Source organism: Pseudomonas boreofloridensis (assembly GCF_030580795.1).
Lineage (GTDB): Bacteria > Pseudomonadota > Gammaproteobacteria > Pseudomonadales > Pseudomonadaceae > Aquipseudomonas > Aquipseudomonas boreofloridensis.
Map to the genome: position 1 here is coordinate 78,925 of NZ_JAUQOQ010000016.1, position 22,914 is coordinate 101,838.

The window sequence follows — 22,914 nt, forward strand, 5'->3', positions numbered from 1 at the left end:
ATTAATTAGAACCTATTGCCGCCCTATCCCCTGTTCAAGTCCCGATCGCTCACGGTTGAATGCCAGGAAGTACTTGTTGACGCTGTTGACGAAGTTGACTGTTCCCATCCCCACCTGCTCCATCGCGATTCGCTCAGTCTGAAAAAACCACTGATTGGCGTTCAGCCCGCGCCGACGCGCCTGCGCCCGCATGGCCTGAACCCGCTCGGGACCAAGGTTGTAAGCCGCGAGTACAAAGGCCATGCGCTCACGCTCATTGAGTTGGGGGCTGGAAAAGAACTTGCGACGAATCATGGCCAGATAGCGCGCGCTCGCCTGAACATTGCCATCGACCGTCGAGGTATCGCTCACGCCCACTCGCTGAGCAGCAGAGGGAGTGATCTGCATCAGGCCGTGAGCACCACCCACGCCACGCGCCTTGGGGTCAAGGCTCGACTCCTTGAAGGCCAGGGCGGCCAGGTTGAGCCAATCGATCTGTTGCTCGGCCGCATGCTTCTGCAATACCGCACGCACCGATACCAAGCGCCGGCGATCTTGCCGAGCCAGTGGATCATGGACGCGGTACTGACGTCGATAGATTCGCTCAAACGCGGCATCCTGGTTATCTGGGGCACGATAGCTCGCCAGAAAGCGGTCGATGCTGCTGAGCAACTGCGTGGCATCCTTGCGCACATACCAACGCATGGCCTGTGGCTGGCCAAGGTGCAAGCGCGTGTCTAGCCGCAGTTTGGACATCACACGCGCCCAACGTTGGGCAATGGGACGCTCTACCACGGTCAGGTGATAGATGCCGGCCTGAACCATTTCCAGCACATCCTCCACCGCCAGGGTCGGGTCTACCCACTCGATCCTCACCGGCGCACGCTTGCGCAGCGCCAGTTGCTGATTGATCTGCTCGATCACAGGTCCCGCCGCACTGGCTGTGGTCAACGCAATCGTGCGTCCAGACAACTGTTCGATCCGACTGAAAGACCGATCACCTTTGCGCCCGACCAGCACGAGTGCTACCTGATCGACCACGGGTGCACTGACGCCCACTTCATGTACCAGCGCCGCATCGAGCAGCTCACCAGGCGCTGCCAAATCGCCTTCGCCGCGACGCAATGCGCCAATGAGCTGCTCCTTGGCTCTGGGAACGACCTTGAAGGTTATTCGCTGTCCTTCATCCATCCGTGCGTTGAGTGCATGCTCCAGTGCTCGCAAGCGGTAGTACTCGACGCCGACCGGCTCACCCTTGACCTCACCTGAGCTGTTACGGCTCTGATTGACCAGCACCCTCAGCACCTTGCTGGCGCGGATCTGCGGCAGGTCACGAACCTGAGAAGCTGGCGCGTGCTGCACCGGACCGGCTTCACGCGCGAAGGCAGGCACCACGTTGAGCAGGCCGAGCAACAGCAGAGTCGTCAGCAACAATCGCAGCATGGGAAGTACATCCGGGAACGGCCAAGAGATGATGGCAAAAGACCACCAATCTTGTGCGAAGTTCTTGGTTTTCCCGCGAAATGGCGGACTTTGCTATCGTGGCCGTCCCGCAGCATGAGACAGCACCATGCAACTGATCGATATCGGCGTCAATCTGACCAACAGCAGCTTCCATCAACATGAAGCGGCAATCATCGAACGCGCCCGTGAGGCCGGCGTGGCGCAGATGGTGGTTACCGGCACCAACCTGGACGTGAGCGAGCAAGCACTTGAGCTGTGTCAGCAACTCGATGCGCAGGGTCAGTGCCTATTCGCCACGGCCGGCGTCCACCCCCATGAGGCCAGCACCTGGAGTGGAGAAAGCGAGCGCCGTCTGCGCGAACTGCTGAAAGCGCCACGCGTGCGAGCGGTGGGTGAATGCGGATTGGATTTCAACCGCGACTTCTCTCCTCGTCCCCTGCAGGAAAGTGCCCTGCACGCGCAGTTAGCGCTGGCAGCTGAACTGCAGTTGCCGGTGTTTCTGCACGAACGTGACGCCAGTCAACGTCTGCTGGCCATTCTCAAGGACTACCGCGACCATCTGAGCGCTGCAGTGGTGCACTGCTTTACCGGAGAACGCGACGCCTTGTTCGCCTATCTGGACATGGACCTGCACATCGGCATCACAGGTTGGATCTGCGACGAACGCCGTGGTACGCATTTGCATCCGCTGGTCGGCGACATTGCCCAGGGCCGACTGATGCTGGAAACCGACGCGCCCTATCTTCTCCCACGCAGCCTGCGCCCCAAGCCCAAAAGTGGACGCAACGAACCCGCCTACCTACCCTACGTACTGCGCGAGGTTGCCATGCACCGTAACGAGAGCGTCGAGCAGTGCGCTGAACACACGACGGCGACGGCAAAGGCTTTCTTCAAACTCCCTTGATGCACATCATGACAGTCGACTCATCGAGCGCGCACAATGATGGCACCTTGCCAATAATGTTTCCGCTCAACTCAGAGAAGACCTTCCATGGGTGCCTGGCTTAGCAATATTTCCTTGAAGTACAAGTTTTGGGCCGTCAATGCGGTGGCCTTTGTCACGACCTTGCTGCTGGTACTTTACGCCGTCAATCTCGAGCAACAGGCCCGTGCCGAGGCGGCACACGCGCAGGCCCTGGCTCAAGCTGAGGTGCTGGCCAGATGGCCCGCCAACCAGCCCCTTCCTCCCCTGGCTCAGATCATCACTTGGCAAACCGGCCAAAACCCTACGTTCGCAGGGCAGTCCCTCGAGTCACTGCGCGAGGCGCAAGGCTGGGTCGATCTACCGGCAGCTTGGTTGCTCGGCACCGATCCCCTGCGCGGCGCCCAGGTACTACGCCTGGGCGACCAGCACATTGCCGTGCTGGCGCAGTCACCCAGCCTGCGCCAGGTATTTTTTGACCGCTTCACCCAATATGCGCTGTGCGTGCTGATCCTCATGCTGGCGATGCTCTGCGCCTCGCAATTGCTCATCCGCTTCCTGCTGAGTCAGCTCAACATGCTCAAGGACGTGATGCTGCATGTCGAACGCACCGGCGACCTGTCGGCCCGGGTGCCGCTGGCCTGCGGCGACGAGGTGGGCCAGATGGCCGGTGCCTTCAATGCCATGCAGACCACTTACCACCGCGTGGTGAGCACCGTGGCGCGAACGGCCGCACAGCTCGACGCAGGTGCCGCACGCTTGGCGACCAGCATGAACGAAGTGCGCCACGGCATGATCGGCCAACAGAGCGAGACCGACCAGGCTGCCACCGCCATCAACGAGATGTCCGCCACGGTCCACCACATTGCCCAGCATGCAGGCGCTACTCGCGATTTATCGCAGAGCGCCGATACCCTTGCCGGCAGTGGACAGGCAGTGGTGACCCGCGTCCAGGACTCCATCTCTGGCCTGTCCAGCGGCGTACAGCAGACTGCCGAGATGATTCGCCAACTGGCCGACGACAGCCAGAAGATCAACAGTGTGGTCAGCGTGATCCACAGCATTGCCGAACAGACCAACCTGCTGGCACTCAACGCGGCTATCGAAGCAGCGCGGGCGGGGGACTTGGGTCGGGGCTTCGCGGTGGTCGCCGATGAGGTGCGCAACCTGGCCAAGCGGGTACAAAGTTCCACGGACGAGATCACCACCATGGTCTCGGCACTGCAGGATGGGACCCGCGATGCAGTGGACTTCATGCAGGAGAGTTCCTTCAAAGCCGACGATTGCGTGCAGCAGGCACGTGAAGCGGGTGACGCCCTCGCCGAGATCACCCAGGCAGTGGCTCAAATGCGCGAAAGCAACACCCAAATCGCGGTGGCTGCAGAGCAGCAGAGTCAAGTGGCCGAAGAGATGAACCGGGCGGTGGTCAGCATCCGCGACGTCACCGAGCAAACCGTACAGCAGACCGTGGGCTCGGCTACCACCAGCAACGAGCTGGCAACGCTGGCCGGCGAGCTGAACAAAGCCATCGGCCAGCTCAAGCTATAGCCCCCATAAAGGGCATCGATTGGCCCCGATCCAGGGGCCGCACTAAGCTTTGGACATGACCGAGAGGAGATGTCCATGAGCAAGCGTCTACCCAACCTGCCCGCCTGGCAATGGCGCGGCTATCATCATCACCACCGCCATCCGGCCAATCTGGTGCTGCACTTGATCGCCGTCCCTTTGTTCATCCTGGCGTTTCTACTGCTGCTTTCGGGCCTGTTCGCGATGGACCTCACTCAATTGGCGGTGGGCGCTCTTGCGCTGATCGCAGCGCTTGGCATGCAACGTCAGGGTCATCGACTGGAGGCTGAGCAGCCCGAACCGTTCAGCGATAGAAGCGATGCTTTCAGACGTCTGCTGACCGAACAGTTCGTGACCTTTCCGCGCTTTGTGCTTTCAGGTGGATGGTTGCGCGCCTGGCGTGAGCGCCACAGACTCCGGCGCTGACGTGGCCCGTTCAGGCGAAGACGGTCACCGTTTGACGACTCAGTGCAAGTAACCTGCCGTCAGCCGAGGATAACCTGGCGGCAGCGTGGCCATAGCCGTCTCTGGCATGCTCAGTCTCGACTCGGTACTGGCACCAATCCGAAGTGCTGACCTCGGGTATGGGCTGAACGAATTCAATGGTCCATGACAACGTGCTACCGGCAGCCGGCTTGCTCAGTATTGGCAGCACGCTGGGCGGCCAGGCGTCTACCAGCGCCAACAGGTGTCCGACGCTCAGAGGCGCCTTCGCCACATCGCGCAAGCGCACCCAGCCGCCCATTTCTCGTGAGTCATTACCGCTGAATGGCAGACCACCCAGTGCCCAACGCAACGAAACGTGGCGCATGAACGCCGGAGTGACGCCAGCGATGTAGGGTAACTCTGGCGTCGCTTCTGCGAGAGGCTTGATAGGCGTCGCCGAGCCGGCCCCCACCTGCACCTCAGACGCACGGCTTTCACCGAAACTGCCTTGCACTAACGTCACCACCTGACCCGCCTGAACGGCCCTGCCCAGGACGGTGGTCACGGCCTTGCCCTCTCGCAGCACCTCGGCGTCGAAGCGAATCGGCATCTCGGGCACCGCAGGGCCCACGAACGTGATGGCCAGCGACCGTACCGGTCTGTCACCGCCGACTTTCAAACACATCGTTTCATGCACCAGAGCCGCCATCAGACCACCAAAACACGCGCGGCCTTGGCCCCAACTGGCTGGAATGCTCAGGTTCTCGGGGTGGTTACGCACGGCAACCAGCAGTTCATCTAGATTCATGGCGCTCACAGCCCTGTTCGTTCGTAGTGCAACCAGGCTGCAGAGTATCCAGCGCACAGATCGGTGACAGCCTACATATCGGTCATTTACAGGGACTATCGGTGTGACAGCGCCTTGCGCAGCGACTTGAGCGTGACATCGCAATGACGCTCGGCTTGCTGCAACTGCAGCTCCCACATTTCGGCGCAGGGCGCCAAATCGGCATGCTCACGTACCTGCAGCAGCCACTGGAGACGATCATGCCAGTCGCCAAGATCCGCCTGTGCCTGCTTGAGCAGGCGCTGCAGCGGCTTCTTCGCATGGCGCAACTGCGGATAAGCCTCATCGCCGTAGCGCACCCGCTTGATCAACAGACGCAGGCGATGACGATCATGCGCCGGGTCGTCAATGCCGGCCTGGAGTTTGCGCCATTGCTTGCCTAGCCGCTTATCGACCCGGGTACGCAGTTCGTGGGCCAAACCTTCGCGATCGGCGGCGCGCAGGAACAGCGGGAATGTATCGAGAATGGCCAGGACACGCCTTAATTGTGCGCTGGCAGCAACGCTGGCAAAGGTGGCCGCCCTGCCCTGCAGTCGCCGCTGGCCAGGCTCGGGGTGTCCACTGGCGATCAACTGCGCAGCAAGCACTTCGCGGTCTCGCAAGGGCGTGGTCAACGTGCCCAGGGACCGTGCCGCTTCTTCGAGCTGCTCGATCCCAGGCAGGCCACGCAGGGGCCGCAGCAGGCTGCGCAGGCGTCGCAGACTGGTGCGCAGGTCATGCAGTGGCTCGCTGTCGGTATCAGCAGCCAGGCGCTCACGACAAGCGAGCAGACGGACGTGCAGGGCCAGCACCTGGGCAACCACATGATCCATCATCGCGGACATTTCCACTCTCCTCGGTCATCGACCGGCACGGGACTCACGGATGTAGAAGCGCGCACGCTCGGCTTTGGTGCTGCACCCTTCGAACGCTTCGAACTGCTGCTGGGTTTTGGCTCCAGTCAGAAGGGACAGCGCCTTGGAGTAGCTAACGGTGCCGGCGAACCCCTCGGCCTTGGCTAGATCGAGCTCTTTCCAGGCGGCATCGAGTTGCGTCGCGCAACTGTCGCGGTAAGCCGTTTTGCCTGCACAACCGGCTACCGCCAGCGCCATCAAGGGAACGAAGATCCACGCTTTCATCGGGTGATACCTCAAGAAGGGACAACAGTCGCTGTTTCGACGGTCGGCACGGTGAAAAGTGCCCGTCGACCCTGACACAGCGCACAGCGCCATTGAAGCCCGACCGCCAAAGCGTGCATTGTGGCGATCATCGCCGACTCTCGTGGGGAAAACTATGAGCAAACGTGTCGCACTGGTACTTGGCTCGGGCGGCGCCCGAGGGTACGCGCACATTGGTGTGATCGAGGAAATCGAACGCCGCGGCTATGAGATCGCCTGTATCGCCGGCTGCTCGATGGGCGCAGTGGTGGGCGGTATCTACGCTGCTGGCAAACTCGATGAGTATCGGCGCTGGATCGAGAGCCTCGACTATCTGGATGTGCTGCGCCTGGTCGACGTGAGCTTTCGCCTGGGGGCCATCCGCGGTGACAAGGTATTCGGACAAATCCGCAAGATCGTGGGGGAAATGAATATTGAGCAACTTCGTATCCCCTACACTGCTGTGGCAGCCGATCTGACAAACCAGCAGGAAATCTGGTTTCAGGAGGGATGCCTGCATCAGGCCATGCGTGCGTCCGCAGCGATCCCCAGCCTATTCACCCCAGTGATGCAGGGCAATCGCATGCTGGTCGATGGCGGCATCTTGAACCCACTGCCGATCGTGCCTGTGGTTTCCAGTCACTGCGACCTGATCATCGCGGTCAACCTCAACGCTACCAATCAGAAACAGTATCAGTTGCCGGTCGTCGAACGCCCGGCGGCTTTTCGGATGCGTTTCGAATCAGTGATCAGTTCGCTGGGTTCGCGCATGCCATTCAGGCGCAAGCCTGCGGAGCAGTTGATGCGCATCGAGCAGGAAATCGTCGCCGAGCGCATGAGCCAGAGCAACCCATGGTTGAGCGACCCGACCGACCAACAGGGGCAGCCGGCCGCAGCGCCAGAGCGTGAAGGGGCGCCCAAGTCGGCGACCGGGTCGTTCATCATCGACAACGTCGGACCTGCTTCCCTACTCGATCTGATCAACCAAAGCTTCGAAGTCATGCAAACCTCATTAGCCCAGTACAAGATTGCAGGTTATCCACCAGACGTGCTGATCAACGTGCCCAAGCGGGTGTGCCGTTTTTTCGAGTTCTACAAGGCGCCCGAACTCATCGCGCTGGGGCGGGAAATCGCGCGCGATACACTCGACGGGCACGAAGCACAGAAACGCTGAACGAGCGTTGCTCAACGGCCCGCACAATGGCTGATCTGCCGGTAGGGCGCTGCGAACACGTGTGCGTATTGAAATGAAACAGGCCGCTAAAGCGGCCTGTTTCAATAGCAAGGCGTCCCTCAGTAGCGAGTGATGTCTGCCGTGTCTTCCAGGTGTTTCAGATAAGCCGCGAAGTCTGCCTGCCCCGTGCGCGAGGCCAGGTATTGACGAATTTGCTGCTTCTCCAGTTCGGACGCTGCTGCACCCTCGTTGACGCCCTTGAGTTGCAACACCGCAAGGCTGCCATCCTTGAGCACCACGCTGGCGTAGACGGACTTGTCCTTGGACTCAGGCTTGGCCATGCGGAAGGCCGCCTGCAACTCGGTAGGATCTACGCCTTCCTGGTCGCGAGTCACCGCCTCGAGGACCTTCCATTGCTGACCCTCCTGCGCGGTGCCCGGCACAATGGAGCCGTCGCGCAGCCCGGCGATCAGCTTGTCGGCCTTGACCTTGAGCTCTGCAGTGGCTTTCTCCTTGGCCAGATGCTCACGGATGGTGGACGACACCGCTTCCAAGGCCAGTTGTTCAGGTTTGCGGTGCTCTTTGACCCGTACGACCACCACTGTTTCCGGATCGAGCTCCAAGCCATTGCTATTGGCGCCTTCATTCAGCACTTCTTCGCTGAAGGCTGCCTGGATGACCGCGCGATTGGCAGTGATACCTTCCCCACCCTCACGACCGAACGGCGCCGAGGTATGCACTTTCAGGCCCAGTTCCTGCGCAGGCTGGGCGAGGTCCGAGGCTTCGAAGGCAGAGTCCTCCAACTGCTTGGTGACTTCGACGAACTTCTGCTCCACCTGCTGAGTTTTCAGCTCGTGGGTCAGCTTGTCCTTGAGGCTGGCAAAGGTCGGAACCTGAGGCGCCTCAATGCCGAGCAGCTTGATCAGGTGATAGCCGTATTCGGTACGAACCGGAGCGGATACCTGATCTTTGTTCAGCTTGTACAGCGCCGCTTCGAATGCCGGGTCATACACACCGGGGCCGGCCAGCCCCAGATCGCCACCATTGGCAGCAGACCCTGGATCCTGAGAGAACTCCTTGGCTAGCTTGGCGAAATCTTCACCTTTAGCCAGGCGTTGTTGGATCTCTTCGATTCGAGCCTTGGCCTGAGCGTCGTCAGTCTTATCGTTGACTTCGATCAGAATATGCGCAGCATCGCGCTGCTCGGCAAGATTAGCGATTTCCTTCTGGTATTCAGCCTGGAGTTGATCGTCGCTGACCGAGACCTGGTCGAAGAAGGCTGCTTTCTTCAGCTCGATGTAATCGATGACCACCTGATCGGGCGTCATGAATTCCTTTGCGTGCTGATCATAGTGAGCCTTGATCTCTGCATCGCTCACCTGCACCGCTGCCGGGTTGGCCTTGAAGGTCATGGTGGCGATGTCGCGGGTCTGATTTTCCAGACGAGCGAAGGCATCGACCTGCTGATCTGTCACGAAGCTGCTACCGCCTATGCCGTTACGCAGTTGATTGATCAGCATGTCCTGGCTGAGCGCCTCGCGGAACTGCATCCGGTTATAGCCCAACTGACGAATTTCGCCGTCGAAACGCTCGGCACTGAAGGCGCCAGCAACCTGGAACTGTGGCATCTGCAGGATAAGCTGATCCAGCGCGGTTTCCGGGAAGGCGAACTTGGCATCCTCGGCACCCTGCAGCAACAGCTTGCGGTCTATCAGCTGCTTCAGTGCAGCCTCGCGCAGCACTTTTTCGTCCAGCCTTGCCGGGTCGAAGTCCTTGCCCATCCGTTGCATGATTTGACGGCGGCCCATGTCCACTGCCTGGCTCAGTTCGGCCTGACTGATGGTTTGACCGTTGATCTTGGCAGCGTCCTGGCTATGACTGGCAGCCTGGAAGATGGCCTCAAAACCGGTAAGTGCCATAAGCACAACGATGAGACCGATGATGGTCTTGGCAATCCAACCCTGTGAATTGTCCCTGATATTCTGCAGCATGCGTCCCCCAAAAACGGTCGTACCACTGCATCGACAACCGCGGAGAGTGGGTAGAATCCTGATAAAAGAAAGGCGCATCCGAGGATGCGCCTTTTCTTAGCAAACGTGGCGGCGGGAACGTTTGCGGCCCCCGCCGCGACGTGCTCGGAACCGACTTGGCCGGATCCGGCTGAAGAGACGACTTAGTTGACGGCGTCTTTCAGGCCTTTGCCAGCTTTGAAGCCTGGCGTCTTGGCAGCTGCGATCTTGATCGGCTTACCGGTTTGCGGGTTGCGGCCAGTGCGCTCGGCGCGCTCTTTGACAGCGAAGGTGCCGAAGCCAACCAGGACCACACTGTCACCTTCTTTCAGAGCATTGGTCACGGACTCGATTACTGCGTCCAGAGCACGGCCAGCAACAGCTTTCGGGATATCAGCAGAAGCAGCAACAGCGTCAATCAGTTCCGACTTGTTCACTCTAAGTCCCCTTATCTCTCTAATGAGTATGTTTCTAAGTATGTAATAAACCGCATGAAACGATCATTGGGTGGCTCGGTGACACTGGCGCTGCGCTTCAGCGCGAGGCGACGAAAGCGTGTCAATCAACCCCCCAATGAGATACGAACTAGTGCGTGCTCATTCTTTCCTTGGCATCGCTGTCGCGCTTCTCTTCTTTCGCGACAATCTCCGGAGCCACATCTGGCAAGGGTTCCGGGGCGTATTGCAGCGCAATTTGCAGGACCTCGTCAATCCATTTAACCGGTTTGATCTGCAGATCCTGTTTGATATTTTCCGGAATCTCCTTGAGATCGCGCACATTCTCTTCGGGAATGATCACGGTCTTGATCCCACCGCGATGCGCCGCCAGCAGTTTTTCCTTCAATCCACCGATGGCCAGCACCTGCCCACGCAAGGTGATCTCGCCAGTCATGGCGACATCGGCACGCACTGGAATCTGGGTCAGCGCCGAAACCAACGCGGTGCACATGCCGATACCGGCACTAGGACCGTCCTTGGGCGTAGCGCCCTCGGGCATGTGAATGTGCACATCGTGCTTCTCGTGAAAATCGGCAGCGATGCCGAGGCTGCGTGCACGACTGCGAACCACGGTCTGCGCGGCGGTGATCGACTCGACCATGACATCGCCAAGCGAGCCGGTCTTGATCAGTTGGCCTTTGCCCGGAATGACCACAGCCTCGATGGTCAGCAACTCGCCACCGACCTGAGTCCAGGCAAGGCCGGTGACTTGGCCGATCTGATCCTGGGTTTCGGCCAGGCCGTAGCGGAACTTGCGCACACCGAGCAGATGCTCCAGTTGATCGCCCGTGACCTTGACTTTCACCTGCTTCAGGCCAGTGTGCTCCTTGACCACCTTGCGGCACACCTTGGCGATTTGACGCTCCAGACCGCGCACCCCGGCTTCGCGGGTGTAGTAGCGGATGATGTCGCGGATCGCCGAAACATCGACCTCAAGTTCGTCCTTCTTCAAACCATTGGCCTTGACCTGCTTGGGCACCAGGTACTTGACCGCGATGTTGATCTTCTCGTCCTCGGTGTAGCCGGGCAGACGGATGATTTCCATCCGGTCGAGCAGCGCCGGCGGGATGTTCATTGAGTTCGAGGTGCACAGGAACATCACATCCGAGAGATCGTAATCGACTTCCAGATAATGATCGTTGAAATTGTGGTTCTGCTCGGGGTCGAGCACTTCGAGCAGCGCGGAAGCAGGATCGCCGCGCATGTCGCTGCCCATTTTGTCGATTTCGTCGAGCAGGAACAGTGGGTTGCGCACGCCCACCTTGGTCATTTTCTGAATCAGACGACCCGGCATCGAGCCAATGTAGGTGCGGCGGTGTCCGCGAATCTCAGCTTCGTCACGTACGCCACCCAGCGCCATGCGCACGAACTTGCGGTTGGTGGCAGCGGCGATCGACTCAGCCAGCGAGGTTTTGCCCACCCCAGGCGGGCCGACCAGGCACAGCACCGGTCCGCGAATTTTCTTCACCCGCTTCTGCACAGCGAGGTATTCGAGAATGCGCTCCTTGACCTCTTCCAGGCCGTAATGGTCGGCGTCCAGAATCTCTTCGGCCTTGGTCAGGTCCAGCCGCACTTTGCTCTGGGCTTTCCACGGCACCTGGACCAGCCAGTCGAGGTATGAGCGCACAACGGTGGCCTCGGCAGACATCGGGGACATCTGCTTGAGCTTGTTCAGCTCGGCTTGAGCCTTGGAGAATGCATCTTTGGGAAGACCCGCGGCATCGATGCGCTTCTTCAGCTCCTCGATTTCATTGTGACCTTCATCGCCGTCGCCAAGCTCCTTCTGAATGGCTTTCATCTGCTCATTCAAGTAGTACTCGCGCTGACTGCGCTCCATCTGTTTTTTGACCCGGCCGCGAATACGCTTTTCGACCTGCAACAGGTCGATTTCGGCATCCAGCAGCGCCAGTACATGCTCGACACGCGCCGACAACTCGATGATCTCGAGGATTTCCTGCTTCTGCTCGATCTTCAATGCCATGTGGGCCGCCATGGTATCGACCAGGCGTCCAGGCTCTTCGATGCTGTTGAGCGACGACAACACTTCTGCCGGCACTTTCTTGCCCAACTGCACGTACTGCTCGAACTGCGATAGCAGCGTACGTACGAAGACTTCGGACTCACGCTCCGCCGTCTCGACTTCGTCGATCAGGCTGACCTCGGCACGAATATGCCCATCGATCTCGCTGAAGCGTTCGACCGCACCCCGCTGCTCACCCTCGACCAGCACCTTGACGGTGCCATCGGGCAGTTTGAGCAATTGCAGGACAGTAGCGACCGTGCCGACACGGTACAGGGCATCTTCACCCGGGTCGTCATCGGCTGGGTTTTTCTGGGCGAGCAGGAGAATCTGCTTTTCACCCATCATCGCAGCCTCAAGTGCTTCGATGGACTTCTCGCGTCCCACGAACAGCGGGATAACCATATGCGGATAAACGACGACATCGCGCAATGGCAAAAGAGGCAAGTCGAGAGTGGTCTTCATGATTTCGCCTCTACAGCGGCCTGTCGGCCGGAAACCGGTGGAAATAGTGCTTGGGGCTAATGTGGGGGTAGGTAGGCAAAAATACAAGCGCTGGCGCCAGAAAAGCAGAAAGGGCCCGTAGGCCCCTTCAGACTTCACTCACGCCGCGTCCGACTCAGGCGTCAGGTGCGGCTTTGGCTTGCGGCTCACTGTTCTCATAGATGAGCAGCGGCTGCGAGGCACCTTCGATGACGCTCTCGTCGATGACCACCTTGCTGACTTCCTTCTGCGAAGGAATCTCGTACATGGTGTCGAGCAGAACGCCTTCGAGGATCGAACGTAGACCGCGCGCACCAGTCTTGCGCTCCAGCGCCTTGCGGGCAACGGCCTTGAGCGCGTCGCTGCGGAACTCCAGATCCACACTTTCCATCTCGAACAGCTTGGCGTACTGCTTGGTCAAGGCGTTCTTCGGCTCGGTGAGGATCTGCATCAGTGCAGCCTCATCCAGTTCGTCGAGCGTCGCCAATACCGGCAGGCGACCCACGAACTCAGGGATCAGGCCGAACTTGACCAAATCGTCCGGCTCGACCTCGCGCAGCGACTCACCCACCTTCTTGCCTTCCTGCTGGCTGCGCACTTGCGCGCTAAAGCCGATGCCGCCCTTGGTGGAGCGATTCTGGATGACCTTCTCCAGGCCCGAGAATGCCCCGCCGCAAATGAACAGGATGTTGCGGGTATCGACCTGCAGGAACTCCTGCTGCGGGTGCTTGCGACCGCCCTGCGGCGGTACGGAGGCGACGGTGCCTTCGATCAGCTTCAAAAGCGCCTGCTGCACGCCCTCGCCCGAAACGTCACGGGTGATGGACGGGTTGTCCGACTTGCGCGAAATCTTGTCGATCTCGTCGATGTAGACGATACCCATCTGGGCCTTGTCCACATCGTAGTCGCACTTCTGCAGCAGTTTCTGAATGATGTTCTCGACGTCCTCACCGACATAACCGGCTTCGGTCAGGGTGGTGGCGTCAGCGATGGTGAAGGGTACGTTCAGCAGGCGAGCGAGGGTTTCGGCGAGCAGGGTCTTACCCGAGCCAGTCGGGCCGATCAGCAGGATGTTGCTCTTGCCCAGCTCGACTTCGTCGCCTTTCTTGTCACGCTGATTGAGGCGCTTGTAGTGGTTGTACACCGCTACGGCGAGCACCTTCTTGGCACGTTCCTGACCAATCACATACTGGTCAAGAATGCCGCTGATTTCTTTCGGCGAAGGCAATTTGTGCGCGCTGCTTTCGGCCTGGGCTTCCTGCACCTCCTCGCGGATGATGTCATTGCACAGGTCGACGCACTCGTCGCAGATAAATACCGAGGGCCCGGCAATCAATTTGCGCACTTCGTGCTGGCTTTTGCCGCAGAAGGAGCAATAGAGCAATTTGCCGTTGTCCTCGCCGTTACGGGTGTCAGTCATTCGATCGATCCAATCCGGTAGGCTTGCAACACAAGATGAAGGCAATTGCGGGCTTTTTCAAGTCCGCAGGCAGGCGCCTTGGGCGCCCGCCCGCTCTGGCGCCTGGGCTCAGGACACCAGTTGCCGCTTGTCGTAGACCGAGTCGACCAAACCATACTCGGCCGCGCGCGAGGCGCTCATGAAGTTGTCGCGCTCGGTATCGCGCTTGATGGTTTCCAGATCCTGGCCGGTGTGGAAAGCCAACAGCTCGTTCAAGCGGGCTTTGATGCTGAGGATTTCCTGGGCATGGATCTCGATATCGGTCGCCTGGCCCTGGAAGCCGCCCAGCGGCTGGTGAATCATCACTCGCGAGTTGGGCAGGCAATGACGCTTGCCCGCGGCACCTGCAGCCAGCAGGAACGCACCCATGCTGCAGGCCTGGCCGATGCAGATAGTGGAAACGTCGGGCTTGATGAACTGCATGGTGTCGTAGATCGACATGCCAGCGGTCACCGAACCGCCCGGCGAGTTGATGTAGAGATGGATATCCTTGTCGGGGTTTTCCGCCTCAAGGAACAGCAGCTGCGCCACGACCAGGTTGGCCATGTAGTCCTCTACAGGCCCGACTAGGAAGATCACACGCTCCTTCAACAGGCGCGAGTAGATGTCGTAGGCACGTTCGCCACGGGCGGACTGCTCGATAACCATCGGGACCAGACCGCCTGCGGCCTGGATGTCAGAGCTCTGCTGAATATAAGAATTGCGGGACATGTCCTGCACTCACTCCCAAATAGTCATGGCTTTAATAACGCACAAGCCAGCCCGAAGGCTGGCTTGTGGGGTTTCCTACAAAGTAGCAAATCACTCAGCTTCGGCAGGAGCCTGTGCTGGCTTGACAGCCTCTTCGTACGAGACCGACTTGTCGGTCACAGTCGCTTTCTGCAGGACAGTATCTACAACTTGCTCTTCCAGCACAACCGAACGCACTTCGTTCATTTGCTGGTCATTCTTGTAGTACCAAGCGATGACCTGTTCAGGCTCCTGGTAAGCGGACGCCATCTCCTCGATCATCTCACGAACCTTGGCGTCGTCCGGCTTGAGGTCGAACTGCTTGACCACCTCGGCAACGATCAGGCCCAGCACCACGCGACGCTTGGCTTGCTCTTCGAACAGCTCGGCTGGCAGTTGATCAGGCTTGATGTTGCCGCCGAACTGCTGAACAGCCTGGACGCGCAGACGATTGACTTCATTTTCCAGCAGCGCCTTCGGTACGTCGACCGGGTTGGCGGCCAGCAGACCATCCATGACCTGATTCTTGACCTTGGTCTTGATGGCCTGGCGCAGTTCGCGCTCCATGTTCTTGCGAACTTCGGTGCGGAAACCTTCCAGGGACGATTCCTTGATACCGAACTGGGCGAAGAACGCTTCGTTCAACTCAGGCAGTACCGGCGCAGAAACGCTGTTCACGGTGATGGTGAACTCGGCGGCCTTGTTGGCCAGGTCCAGGTTCTGATAATCCTCTGGGAAGGTCACGTTGACCACGCGCTCTTCGCCGGCTTTGGCGCCGACCAGGCCGTCTTCGAAGCCCGGAATCATACGACCGGAGCCCAATACCAACGGGGTGTTTTGGGCCGAGCCGCCCGCGAAGGCTTCGCCATCGATCTTACCGACGAAGTCGATGTTGACCTGATCGTCTTTCTCGGCCGCGCGCTCTACCGCTTCGAAACGCACGTTTTGCTTGCGCAGCACTTCGAGCATGGTGTCCAGATCGGCATCCGCCACTTCGGCGCTCAGGCGCTCGACGTTGATCGATTCGAAACCGGCGACGGTGAACTCGGGGAATACTTCGAAGATGGCAACGAACTCGAGATCCTTGCCTTTTTCGAACGACTTCGGCTCGACGGCCGGCGAACCCGCAGGGTTGAGCTTCTGCTCGACCACGGCTTCGTAGAAGGAGGCCTGCACCAGGTCACCGAAGGCTTCCTGACGGGCCGCGTCTTCGTAACGCTGACGAATAACGCTCATCGGAACCTTGCCTGGACGGAAGCCCGGGACCTTGGCACGACGGGCAGTCTGTTGCAGACGCTTGTTGACTTCGTTCTCGACGCGCTCGGCCGGAACGGCGATGGTCATGCGGCGCTCGAGAGCGGAAGTGTTTTCAACAGAAACTTGCATGGATATTCCTCGTTGCACAGACGTTAGCCGGCGATAGCCCGACTCCAGAATCAAGGGCGAATATTCTAGTGATTCAGACACCAGAAGTCACCCCACCCAGAATACCGAACGCTACGACGGTCGTTTTCCTTGATAAACCTGTAACGAAACGCTTGAGGCCTCATTAATTGCGGCCTGGAGGGCGATCACCCAGGCACCCTGGAACTCACTCGCTCGACGCTGGCCGCAAAGTCGCTCAAGACGGCTCGATGTCATTGAAACCGCAGTATTCTTGCCACGACATACCCAGCGCATCTGCGACCTCGCGATGGGTCTCCAGGCGCATGGCCTGCAACTGCTCCGGCGTTTCTGCAATCAGTTGCAACGCCAACTCCCAGGGCTCGACACCCTGCTCCTGAGCCGCGTCCTCGAACGCCCATTCGATTTGCTGCGCCTGCTCGCGCGGCTCAAGCTCACGAATCTCTTCGAGCAGTTGCGGATGGCTTTGGCAGAAGCGCTGCAATGCCAAAGCCTGACGTGCTTCTTTTGCAATCATCGGTAAGCCCTCCACCGGCCACGACCCGCTTCTCAACCGGTTGAAATCTATCAGCTTCCAGGCTCGCGCCACCAGTAGACTCGCGCGAGCGGCAAAACAGACACGCCTCAAGCACCGCAACAACCCGAGCAGAAACGACAAAGGCGCCCGATCGCAAGATCAAGGCGCCCTCGAATGAATATGGGGTGGACGATGGGAATCGAACCCACGACAACTGGAATCACAATCCAGCGCTCTACCAACTGAGCTACGCCCACCAGAATGCAGTGTTACCGTACAACTTAGAGAAACATGGTGCGGACGAAGAGACTCGAACTCTTACAGCTTGCGCCGCTGGAACCTAAATCCAGTGTGTCTACCAATTTCACCACGTCCGCATGACGCTCAAGACAAAGGCGCCGGATTTACCATCAAGGCGCCTTCGCAAAATATGGGGTGGACGATGGGAATCGAACCCACGACAACTGGAATCACAATCCAGCGCTCTACCAACTGAGCTACGCCCACCATATCGCTTTACAGACCGACTTGCTTGCCCAAGCTGCCTAATGGCGCACCCGGCAGGACTCGAACCTGCGACCATCCGCTTAGAAGGCGGATGCTCTATCCAGCTGAGCTACGGGCGCAAGAGCTGATGCCAAACCGAACAAGCGATCAGAAAACCACCCATTCTGCCCGACTTCACCAACCAGTGCTAGGCTGTGCCCGACAAGTGCGGCGAATCTTAATAGGCACCTTGTATTAGCGTCAACACCTTTCTCAAAAAAATTTAAATTATTGAAGGGCTTAGAAGATTTGCCCGACCACGCGCCTTTGCCCTCGGCTGCGGTCGTGCGAGAATGCGCCCTCTTTATTGTTCCCTTCTCGATGGTTAATCACGCGTCTATGACTGCACACCTTATCGATGGCAAGGCGATCGCCGCCAACCTGCGCCAGCAGATCGCCCAACGTGTCGCGCAACGCCGCCAGCAGGGCCTGCGTACCCCGGGCCTGGCGGTGATCCTGGTCGGCACCGATCCGGCCTCCCAAGTCTACGTTTCGCACAAGCGCAAAGACTGTGAAGAAGTCGGCTTCATCTCCCAGGCGTTCGACCTGCCCAGCGATACCACGCAGCAAGCCCTATCCGATCTGATCGACCGCCTCAACGACGACCCAGCCGTCGACGGCATTCTGCTGCAACTGCCACTGCCTGCTCACCTGGACGCTTCGCTGCTGCTCGAGCGCATTCGTCCAGACAAGGATGTCGACGGTTTCCACCCCTATAACGTCGGCCGTCTGGCCCAGCGCATTCCACTGCTGCGCCCGTGCACACCGAAAGGCATCATGACCCTGCTGCACAGCACCGGTCAGGAGCTTTACGGCATGAACGCCGTGATCGTGGGTGCCTCGAACATCGTTGGCCGCCCCATGGCCATGGAACTGCTCCTGGCTGGCTGCACCGTGACCGTCTGCCACCGCTTCACGCAGGATCTGGCAGGCCATGTCGGCCGCGCCGATCTGGTCGTGGTGGCGGCGGGCAAGCCCGGCTTGGTGAAGGGGGAATGGATCAAGGAAGGCGCCATCGTCATTGACGTCGGCATCAATCGTCAGGACGCCGGCAAGCTGGTCGGCGATGTCGTGTATGAAACTGCCCTGCCGCGTGCAGGATGGATCACGCCAGTTCCAGGCGGCGTCGGTCCCATGACCCGCGCCTGCCTGCTGGAGAACACCCTCTACGCAGCAGAAGAGCTGCACGGCTGAGGCACCCTATAAAGAAAGGCACCTGAAAAGGTGCCTTTCTTCTAAGCCATCGCCCAACTGAACAGACGGCTGCTCACTCAGTCCGAGGCGACCGCCGCCTGTACCGCACGCGCGAAGCGCTCGGCGACCTCATCGATCTGCTCGGCACTGATGATCAGTGGTGGCAGGAACCGCACCACCGCACCATGCCGACCGCCGAGCTCAAGAATCAGCCCGCGCCTCAGGCATTCGCGCTGCACCTTGGGCGCCAGCTCCGGCGAGGCGAGCGGATGACCGAGCGCATCCCGCGCACCCTGCGGATCGACCAACTCCACACCTAGCATCAAACCCCGCCCACGGATATCGCCCAACTGCGGATAATCACGCTGCAGGTGCTGCAAATGGCCGCGCAGCCGCTGCCCCATGGCATGCGCATGTTCGTCCAAGCGGTGTTCCACCAGATAGTCGATCACCGCAGAACCCGCCGCCATGGCCATCTGATTACCGCGGAAGGTGCCCGCGTGAGCGCCCGGGGCCCAGGTATCCAGCCAATCACGGTAGACCACCACGGCAAGCGGCAGGCTGCCACCAATGGCCTTGGACAGGGTGACCACGTCTGGCACGATGCCGGCATGTTCGAAGGCGAACATCCGCCCTGTGCGGGCAAAGCCGCTCTGGATTTCGTCAACGATCAACGCCACTCCGGCTTTTTCGGTGATTCGGCGCACACCACGCAACCACTCGATGTCCGCTGGAATGACACCACCCTCACCTTGCACCACCTCCAGGATGACCGCAGCAGGCAACTGCACACCCGCCTCGGGGTCGAGCAAGAGATTTTCCAGATAATGCAGATTGGCCCGCACGCCAGCTTCGCCGCCGAGGCCGAACGGGCATCGGTAATCATACGGATAAGGCATGAACTGCACGCCGCTGCTCAGTAGCGCCCCCAGTGCTTTCTTCGGCCCCAGACTGCCCATCAGGCTCAACGCGCCCTGAGTCATGCCATGGTAGCCACCCTGGAAAGCGAGCACAGTGCTGCGCCCGGTGGCCGTGCGCACCAGCTTCAATGCAGCTTCCACCGCGTCGGTGCCCGTTGGCCCGCAGAACTGGATCTTCGCATCCCGCCGCAAGGACTCCGGCAGCACAGCGAACAAGTCCTGAACGAATTGATCCTTGACCGGCGTAGTCAGGTCAAGGGTGTGCAGCGGTAACTCGTCAGCCAACACCCGCTGGATCGCCTCCACCACAACCGGATGGTTGTGCCCCAATGCCAGGGTGCCCGCGCCAGCGAGGCAGTCGATGAACTGTCGCCCCTCGACATCTTCCACATGGATGCCACGGGCGCGCTTGAGTGCCAGCGGAATACGCCGCGGATAGCTGCGCGCATTGGACTCCTGCTGCTGTTGACGCAATAGCAGGGGTGACTCACGAAACGTATACAGGGTCTCTGGCACGCAGGCAGGCAGCGCCTGGGCGAGACGGGAAACGGTCGACATCGGCGAACCCTCGCAAGCAAGTAGAGACGCCCGTCACGCGCCTGTCAGCGCAGAGAGTGCCGGGAAGTCATTGCTTGTGAAACGCTTGAGCCAGGCGGGGATTTAGCCCGCTTCTTACTTCAAGTCAGCTCGCGCACCGGCACCTGCAGGCACACCCGCAGACCATCGCTGCGACTGTCGAATTTCAAGCTGCCGGCGCAACGCTGCACGATCGCCTGCACGATCGCCAAGCCCAGCCCGCTGCCCAGACTCTTGCTGTTGCGCCAGAACCGCTCGGTCAAATGCTCCAGATCTTCATCGGCGATACCCGGACCGTGGTCGCGCACCACGAACCCCACCTGGCCTTCGGCCATCTGCACCTCCAACTCCACCGCCTCGCTGCCACCGTGGCGCAGCGCGTTATCCAGCAGATTGCGCAATGCCGCTACTGCCAGTGGCGCCGGCATGCCCAGGTAAACGCGCGCCGCTTCCTGCGGCAAATGCAGCGCGATGCGCCGGTTATCTCCACCACTGGCATCCTGCATCGCCAGGCGTGCGACCTGCTCGGCGCTGCACTGCACCCCATCGTCGAACGACAAGCTGCCCTCGACCCGCGCCAGCATCAGCAACTGCTCCAAGGTGCGGTGCATGCGATCGGTGCCTTGCTCGGCATGCTCCAGCGCCTGCTCGCGCACCTGGCCGTCGGTCATGCGCGCCACCTGCAGATGGGTCTTGATCGCGGTCAGGGGGCTGCGCAGCTCGTGCGCGGCATCGTCGGTCAGACGCCGCTCGCGCTCCAGCGTCTGAGCGATGCGCAGGAACAACTGGTTCTGGGTTTCCAGCAGCGGCTGCAACTCGCTGGGCATACCCGCCACCTGCAGCGGCTCGACGCTGTCGGCGCGGCGCCGGCGCAAGGCATCGCGCATGCGGTTGAGCGGCTCCAGACCCTTGCCTAGACCGATCCACAGCAGGCCCAGGCTGCCGAGCAGGGCCATCAACACCGGCGCCGAGGCCGCCAGCAAAATCGAGCGATTGAGCGCCTCGCGCTCCTGATGCCTATCGGCCGTGGTGATACGCACATCACCGTGGTTGTAGGTAAAGGTACGCCAGGCACTGCCATCGATGGTCTGATCGCGAAAGCCGCTGCGCTGGTCGTCCATGCTGCCGTCGTGCTTATGGTTGCTGGCCAGAATCTCACCACGCAGGGAGCTGACCTGGCAGGCCATGCCGTCTGGAACGCTGAACTGGTCGGCGGCAAAGTGCGCTTCACGGTCCTTGCCGGTCAGCGGCTGAGGCAGTTGATCGACAAGTCCCGCCACCATGCGCGCGGAGGCCACCAGGCGCTGGTCGAGGGAAAACATCATCTGTTGGCGCAAGTCGCGCAGCATCCAGGCCGCCGCCAGAATCCAGATCAGGATGAAGGCACTGCCGAGAATCAGTGACAGGCGCACGCGCAAGCTCATGGCGCGCGCTCCTCGTTGACCTGCGCTGGACCGAGACGGTAGCCCAGGCCACGCACGGTTTCGACGATGCTGTTGCCAAGCTTGCGCCGCAGGTGATGGATATGGACGTTGAGAGCGTTGCTTTCGACCTCGTCGCTGAAGCCGTATACGCAATCCTTGAGCTGCTCGCCGGACAGCACTCGACCAGGATTCTGCAGAAACGCCTGGAGCAGCGCCTGTTCGCGCCGCGACAGATCCACGGGCCGCCCAGCCAGCGTCGCTTCGCAGCTGCTGGGGTTGTAGCACAAAGGTCCATGCTCGATGACATTGACCGCACGCCCGGCCACGCGCCGCAGCAGGGTGTGCAGACGCGCGGCGAGCTCGCGCAGGTCGAACGGTTTGAGCAGGTAATCATCGGCCCCCGCCTGAAGCCCCTCGACACGATCAGTGACGGCGTCGCGGGCCGTCAGCACCAGCACCGGCAGCAATTCGCCCTGCTGACGTAGACGACGCAGCAGTTTGAGACCGTCTTCGTCAGGCAGCCCCAGATCGAGAATCATCACATCGAACTGCGCTGCCTGCAGCAATGCCCGCGCCGCCGAGGCGCTGGCCACCCGATCGATCGTCAGCCCCTGAGCCGCCAGTCCGGCGCAGATGCCGCTGGCGATCAGATCGTCATCCTCGCAGAGCAGAACATGCATTTAAGGGAATCTCCGGGTATGGGACGCGCAGTGCAACAGGGTGCGATTAAGGGCCGATTATGGCGCGACAAGCGCCTGCCGTCGCCTCCCCCAAGCTGCTACTCCAACACCTCCACCGGCATGCCCACCTCGAGACGCCCGCGGCCATCGACGGCCAGGTTCTGCCCGAACAGCACATCGCCGTCGCGCTCGCGGAATGTCTTCAACGTGGTCAACGGCTCCCGATCGGCGCTGCGCTCGCCCGTGTCCGGGTCAAGGGTGGTCAGGATGCAGCGCACGCTCGGTTTGAGTACGCGAAAGGTCAGTTCACCGATACGGATACGCTTCCAACCATCCTCGGCAAAGGGCTCGGCGCCTTCGACCACCAGGTTAGGGCGAAAACGCAACATCTGCAGGGGACGACCGATGCGTCGATTGAGCTCATCGAGCGACGACTGACCGATCAGCAAAAAGGGAAAACCGTCGGGAAAGGCAGCTCGATCGGTGTCCAGCCCATAGCCGCTGGGCAAGTAGCGTGCCCGCTGGCGTGGGCAATGCACCAGGCGCACGGGCTTGTCCAGCAGTTGGCTGAGCCACTGTGCGGCGGCCTCTCCAGCGTCGGGCACGCGCAAGGTGTCGCGCCACAGAGTGACCCCTCGCAGATTTTCGTCGGCTTCCGGCACCCGCACCTGCAACGGCGAATGCCCCAGCGCCTCCAGCAACAAAGCGCCGTCTTCATCGGGGCAGGCCTTGAGCCGCCCAAGCTGCGGCCAGGCGCGCTGGGTCAGAAACCGACCCGTGTCCTGCTCGACCACCATCCAGCGTCGGTCGCCGTCCAGGCCAAGAGCGTCGAGCGCCGATTCGGCCAGGCACTGCGCCTGGCCTGATTTCACCGGATACCGGTACAACGCACTCAGAAACATGCCAACCGCCTCACGCTCGTCAAAGCCCAAGCTTATACCC

20 protein-coding genes and 4 tRNA genes are annotated in these 22,914 nt (G+C 60.4%); 5 read left to right on the top strand and 19 right to left on the bottom strand.

Annotated elements, in window-relative coordinates; all coding sequences use genetic code 11:
• Positions 1-12: 12 nt before the first annotated feature.
• Positions 13-1,422, bottom strand: a complete 1,410-nt coding sequence (locus tag Q6A47_RS18105) for an MltF family protein (protein WP_304484997.1) — start codon at positions 1,420-1,422, stop codon at positions 13-15.
• Positions 1,423-1,549: 127 nt separating this feature from the next.
• Between Q6A47_RS18105 and Q6A47_RS18110 the strand changes: the two genes are divergently transcribed.
• The 3 genes from Q6A47_RS18110 (at position 1,550) to Q6A47_RS18120 (ending at position 4,357) form a co-directional block, all read left to right on the top strand.
• Positions 1,550-2,347: a TatD family hydrolase gene (locus tag Q6A47_RS18110; RefSeq protein ID WP_304484998.1), complete on the top strand. Its 798-nt coding sequence runs from the start codon at positions 1,550-1,552 to the stop codon at positions 2,345-2,347.
• Positions 2,348-2,434: 87 nt separating this feature from the next.
• Positions 2,435-3,913, top strand: a complete 1,479-nt coding sequence (locus Q6A47_RS18115) for a methyl-accepting chemotaxis protein (protein ID WP_304484999.1) — start codon at positions 2,435-2,437, stop codon at positions 3,911-3,913.
• 75 nt (positions 3,914-3,988) lie between these two features.
• Positions 3,989-4,357 carry an Mpo1-like protein gene (locus tag Q6A47_RS18120; protein ID WP_039576585.1) on the top strand — a complete coding sequence of 123 codons (369 nt, stop codon included), beginning with the start codon at positions 3,989-3,991 and terminating at the stop codon, positions 4,355-4,357.
• Positions 4,358-4,367: 10 nt separating this feature from the next.
• Here Q6A47_RS18120 and Q6A47_RS18125 read toward each other — a convergent pair whose 3' ends face one another.
• The 3 genes from Q6A47_RS18125 to Q6A47_RS18135 form a co-directional block, all read right to left on the bottom strand.
• The gene (locus tag Q6A47_RS18125; RefSeq protein ID WP_304485000.1) at positions 4,368-5,165 is read right to left on the bottom strand and encodes an acyl-CoA thioesterase; all 798 of its coding nucleotides are present in this window, start codon (positions 5,163-5,165) and stop codon (positions 4,368-4,370) included.
• Positions 5,166-5,260: 95 nt separating this feature from the next.
• Positions 5,261-6,028: a CHAD domain-containing protein gene (locus tag Q6A47_RS18130; RefSeq protein ID WP_304485001.1), complete on the bottom strand. Its 768-nt coding sequence runs from the start codon at positions 6,026-6,028 to the stop codon at positions 5,261-5,263.
• 15 nt (positions 6,029-6,043) lie between these two features.
• On the bottom strand, positions 6,044-6,322 hold the full coding sequence (locus Q6A47_RS18135) for a hypothetical protein (protein ID WP_029613534.1): 279 nt from the start codon (positions 6,320-6,322) through the stop codon (positions 6,044-6,046).
• A 154-nt stretch (positions 6,323-6,476) separates the two neighbouring features.
• Here Q6A47_RS18135 and Q6A47_RS18140 point away from each other — a divergent pair, with 154 nt between their 5' ends.
• Positions 6,477-7,514, top strand: coding sequence for a patatin-like phospholipase family protein (locus Q6A47_RS18140; protein ID WP_039576581.1), 1,038 nt, complete (start codon positions 6,477-6,479; stop codon positions 7,512-7,514).
• 119 nt (positions 7,515-7,633) lie between these two features.
• Here the strand turns inward: Q6A47_RS18140 and Q6A47_RS18145 are convergent, their stop codons facing one another.
• The 11 genes from Q6A47_RS18145 to Q6A47_RS18195 all read right to left on the bottom strand — a co-directional run bounded on the left by Q6A47_RS18145 (position 7,634) and on the right by Q6A47_RS18195 (position 17,258).
• Entirely contained in the window at positions 7,634-9,505 is a 1,872-nt protein-coding gene (locus Q6A47_RS18145; RefSeq protein ID WP_039576578.1) for a SurA N-terminal domain-containing protein, read from the bottom strand.
• 182 nt (positions 9,506-9,687) lie between these two features.
• On the bottom strand, positions 9,688-9,960 hold the full coding sequence (locus Q6A47_RS18150; RefSeq protein ID WP_029613532.1) for an HU family DNA-binding protein: 273 nt from the start codon (positions 9,958-9,960) through the stop codon (positions 9,688-9,690).
• 148 nt (positions 9,961-10,108) lie between these two features.
• Positions 10,109-12,505 (bottom strand): endopeptidase La, encoded by a 2,397-nt coding sequence (gene lon / locus Q6A47_RS18155; RefSeq protein WP_304485002.1) that lies wholly within the window; start codon positions 12,503-12,505, stop codon positions 10,109-10,111.
• 154 nt (positions 12,506-12,659) lie between these two features.
• Positions 12,660-13,943, bottom strand: a complete 1,284-nt coding sequence (clpX, locus tag Q6A47_RS18160; protein WP_304485003.1) for an ATP-dependent Clp protease ATP-binding subunit ClpX — start codon at positions 13,941-13,943, stop codon at positions 12,660-12,662.
• 108 nt (positions 13,944-14,051) lie between these two features.
• Positions 14,052-14,693 carry an ATP-dependent Clp endopeptidase proteolytic subunit ClpP gene (gene clpP, locus Q6A47_RS18165; protein ID WP_029613529.1) on the bottom strand — a complete coding sequence of 214 codons (642 nt, stop codon included), beginning with the start codon at positions 14,691-14,693 and terminating at the stop codon, positions 14,052-14,054.
• Between the two features lie 90 nt (positions 14,694-14,783).
• Entirely contained in the window at positions 14,784-16,097 is a 1,314-nt protein-coding gene (tig, locus tag Q6A47_RS18170) for a trigger factor (protein WP_039576571.1), read from the bottom strand.
• Positions 16,098-16,332: 235 nt separating this feature from the next.
• Positions 16,333-16,632 carry a DUF6388 family protein gene (locus Q6A47_RS18175; RefSeq protein ID WP_304485004.1) on the bottom strand — a complete coding sequence of 100 codons (300 nt, stop codon included), beginning with the start codon at positions 16,630-16,632 and terminating at the stop codon, positions 16,333-16,335.
• 181 nt (positions 16,633-16,813) lie between these two features.
• Positions 16,814-16,889 (bottom strand) — tRNA-His (locus Q6A47_RS18180).
• Between the two features lie 35 nt (positions 16,890-16,924).
• Positions 16,925-17,009: transfer RNA gene (locus tag Q6A47_RS18185), tRNA-Leu, on the bottom strand.
• A gap of 54 nt (positions 17,010-17,063) precedes the next feature.
• Positions 17,064-17,139 (bottom strand) — tRNA-His (locus Q6A47_RS18190).
• 42 nt (positions 17,140-17,181) lie between these two features.
• Positions 17,182-17,258, bottom strand: a tRNA-Arg gene (locus Q6A47_RS18195).
• A 259-nt stretch (positions 17,259-17,517) separates the two neighbouring features.
• Between Q6A47_RS18195 and folD the strand changes: the two genes are divergently transcribed.
• Entirely contained in the window at positions 17,518-18,372 is an 855-nt protein-coding gene (gene folD, locus Q6A47_RS18200) for a bifunctional methylenetetrahydrofolate dehydrogenase/methenyltetrahydrofolate cyclohydrolase FolD (RefSeq protein ID WP_304485005.1), read from the top strand.
• Positions 18,373-18,449: 77 nt separating this feature from the next.
• On the opposite strand, the gene Q6A47_RS18205 is transcribed toward folD, so the two are convergent.
• From Q6A47_RS18205 to Q6A47_RS18220, 4 genes are all read right to left on the bottom strand, one after another.
• Positions 18,450-19,850 carry an aspartate aminotransferase family protein gene (locus Q6A47_RS18205; protein ID WP_304485006.1) on the bottom strand — a complete coding sequence of 467 codons (1,401 nt, stop codon included), beginning with the start codon at positions 19,848-19,850 and terminating at the stop codon, positions 18,450-18,452.
• Between the two features lie 119 nt (positions 19,851-19,969).
• Entirely contained in the window at positions 19,970-21,292 is a 1,323-nt protein-coding gene (locus Q6A47_RS18210) for an ATP-binding protein (protein ID WP_304485007.1), read from the bottom strand.
• Positions 21,289-21,972 (bottom strand): response regulator transcription factor, encoded by a 684-nt coding sequence (locus tag Q6A47_RS18215; RefSeq protein ID WP_039576556.1) that lies wholly within the window; start codon positions 21,970-21,972, stop codon positions 21,289-21,291. The genes Q6A47_RS18210 and Q6A47_RS18215 overlap by 4 nt, the downstream gene beginning before the upstream one ends.
• 98 nt (positions 21,973-22,070) lie before the next feature.
• A complete protein-coding gene (locus Q6A47_RS18220) occupies positions 22,071-22,874 on the bottom strand; it encodes an MOSC domain-containing protein (RefSeq protein WP_304485008.1) in 804 nt (267 codons plus the stop codon).
• Positions 22,875-22,914 lie beyond the last annotated feature (40 nt).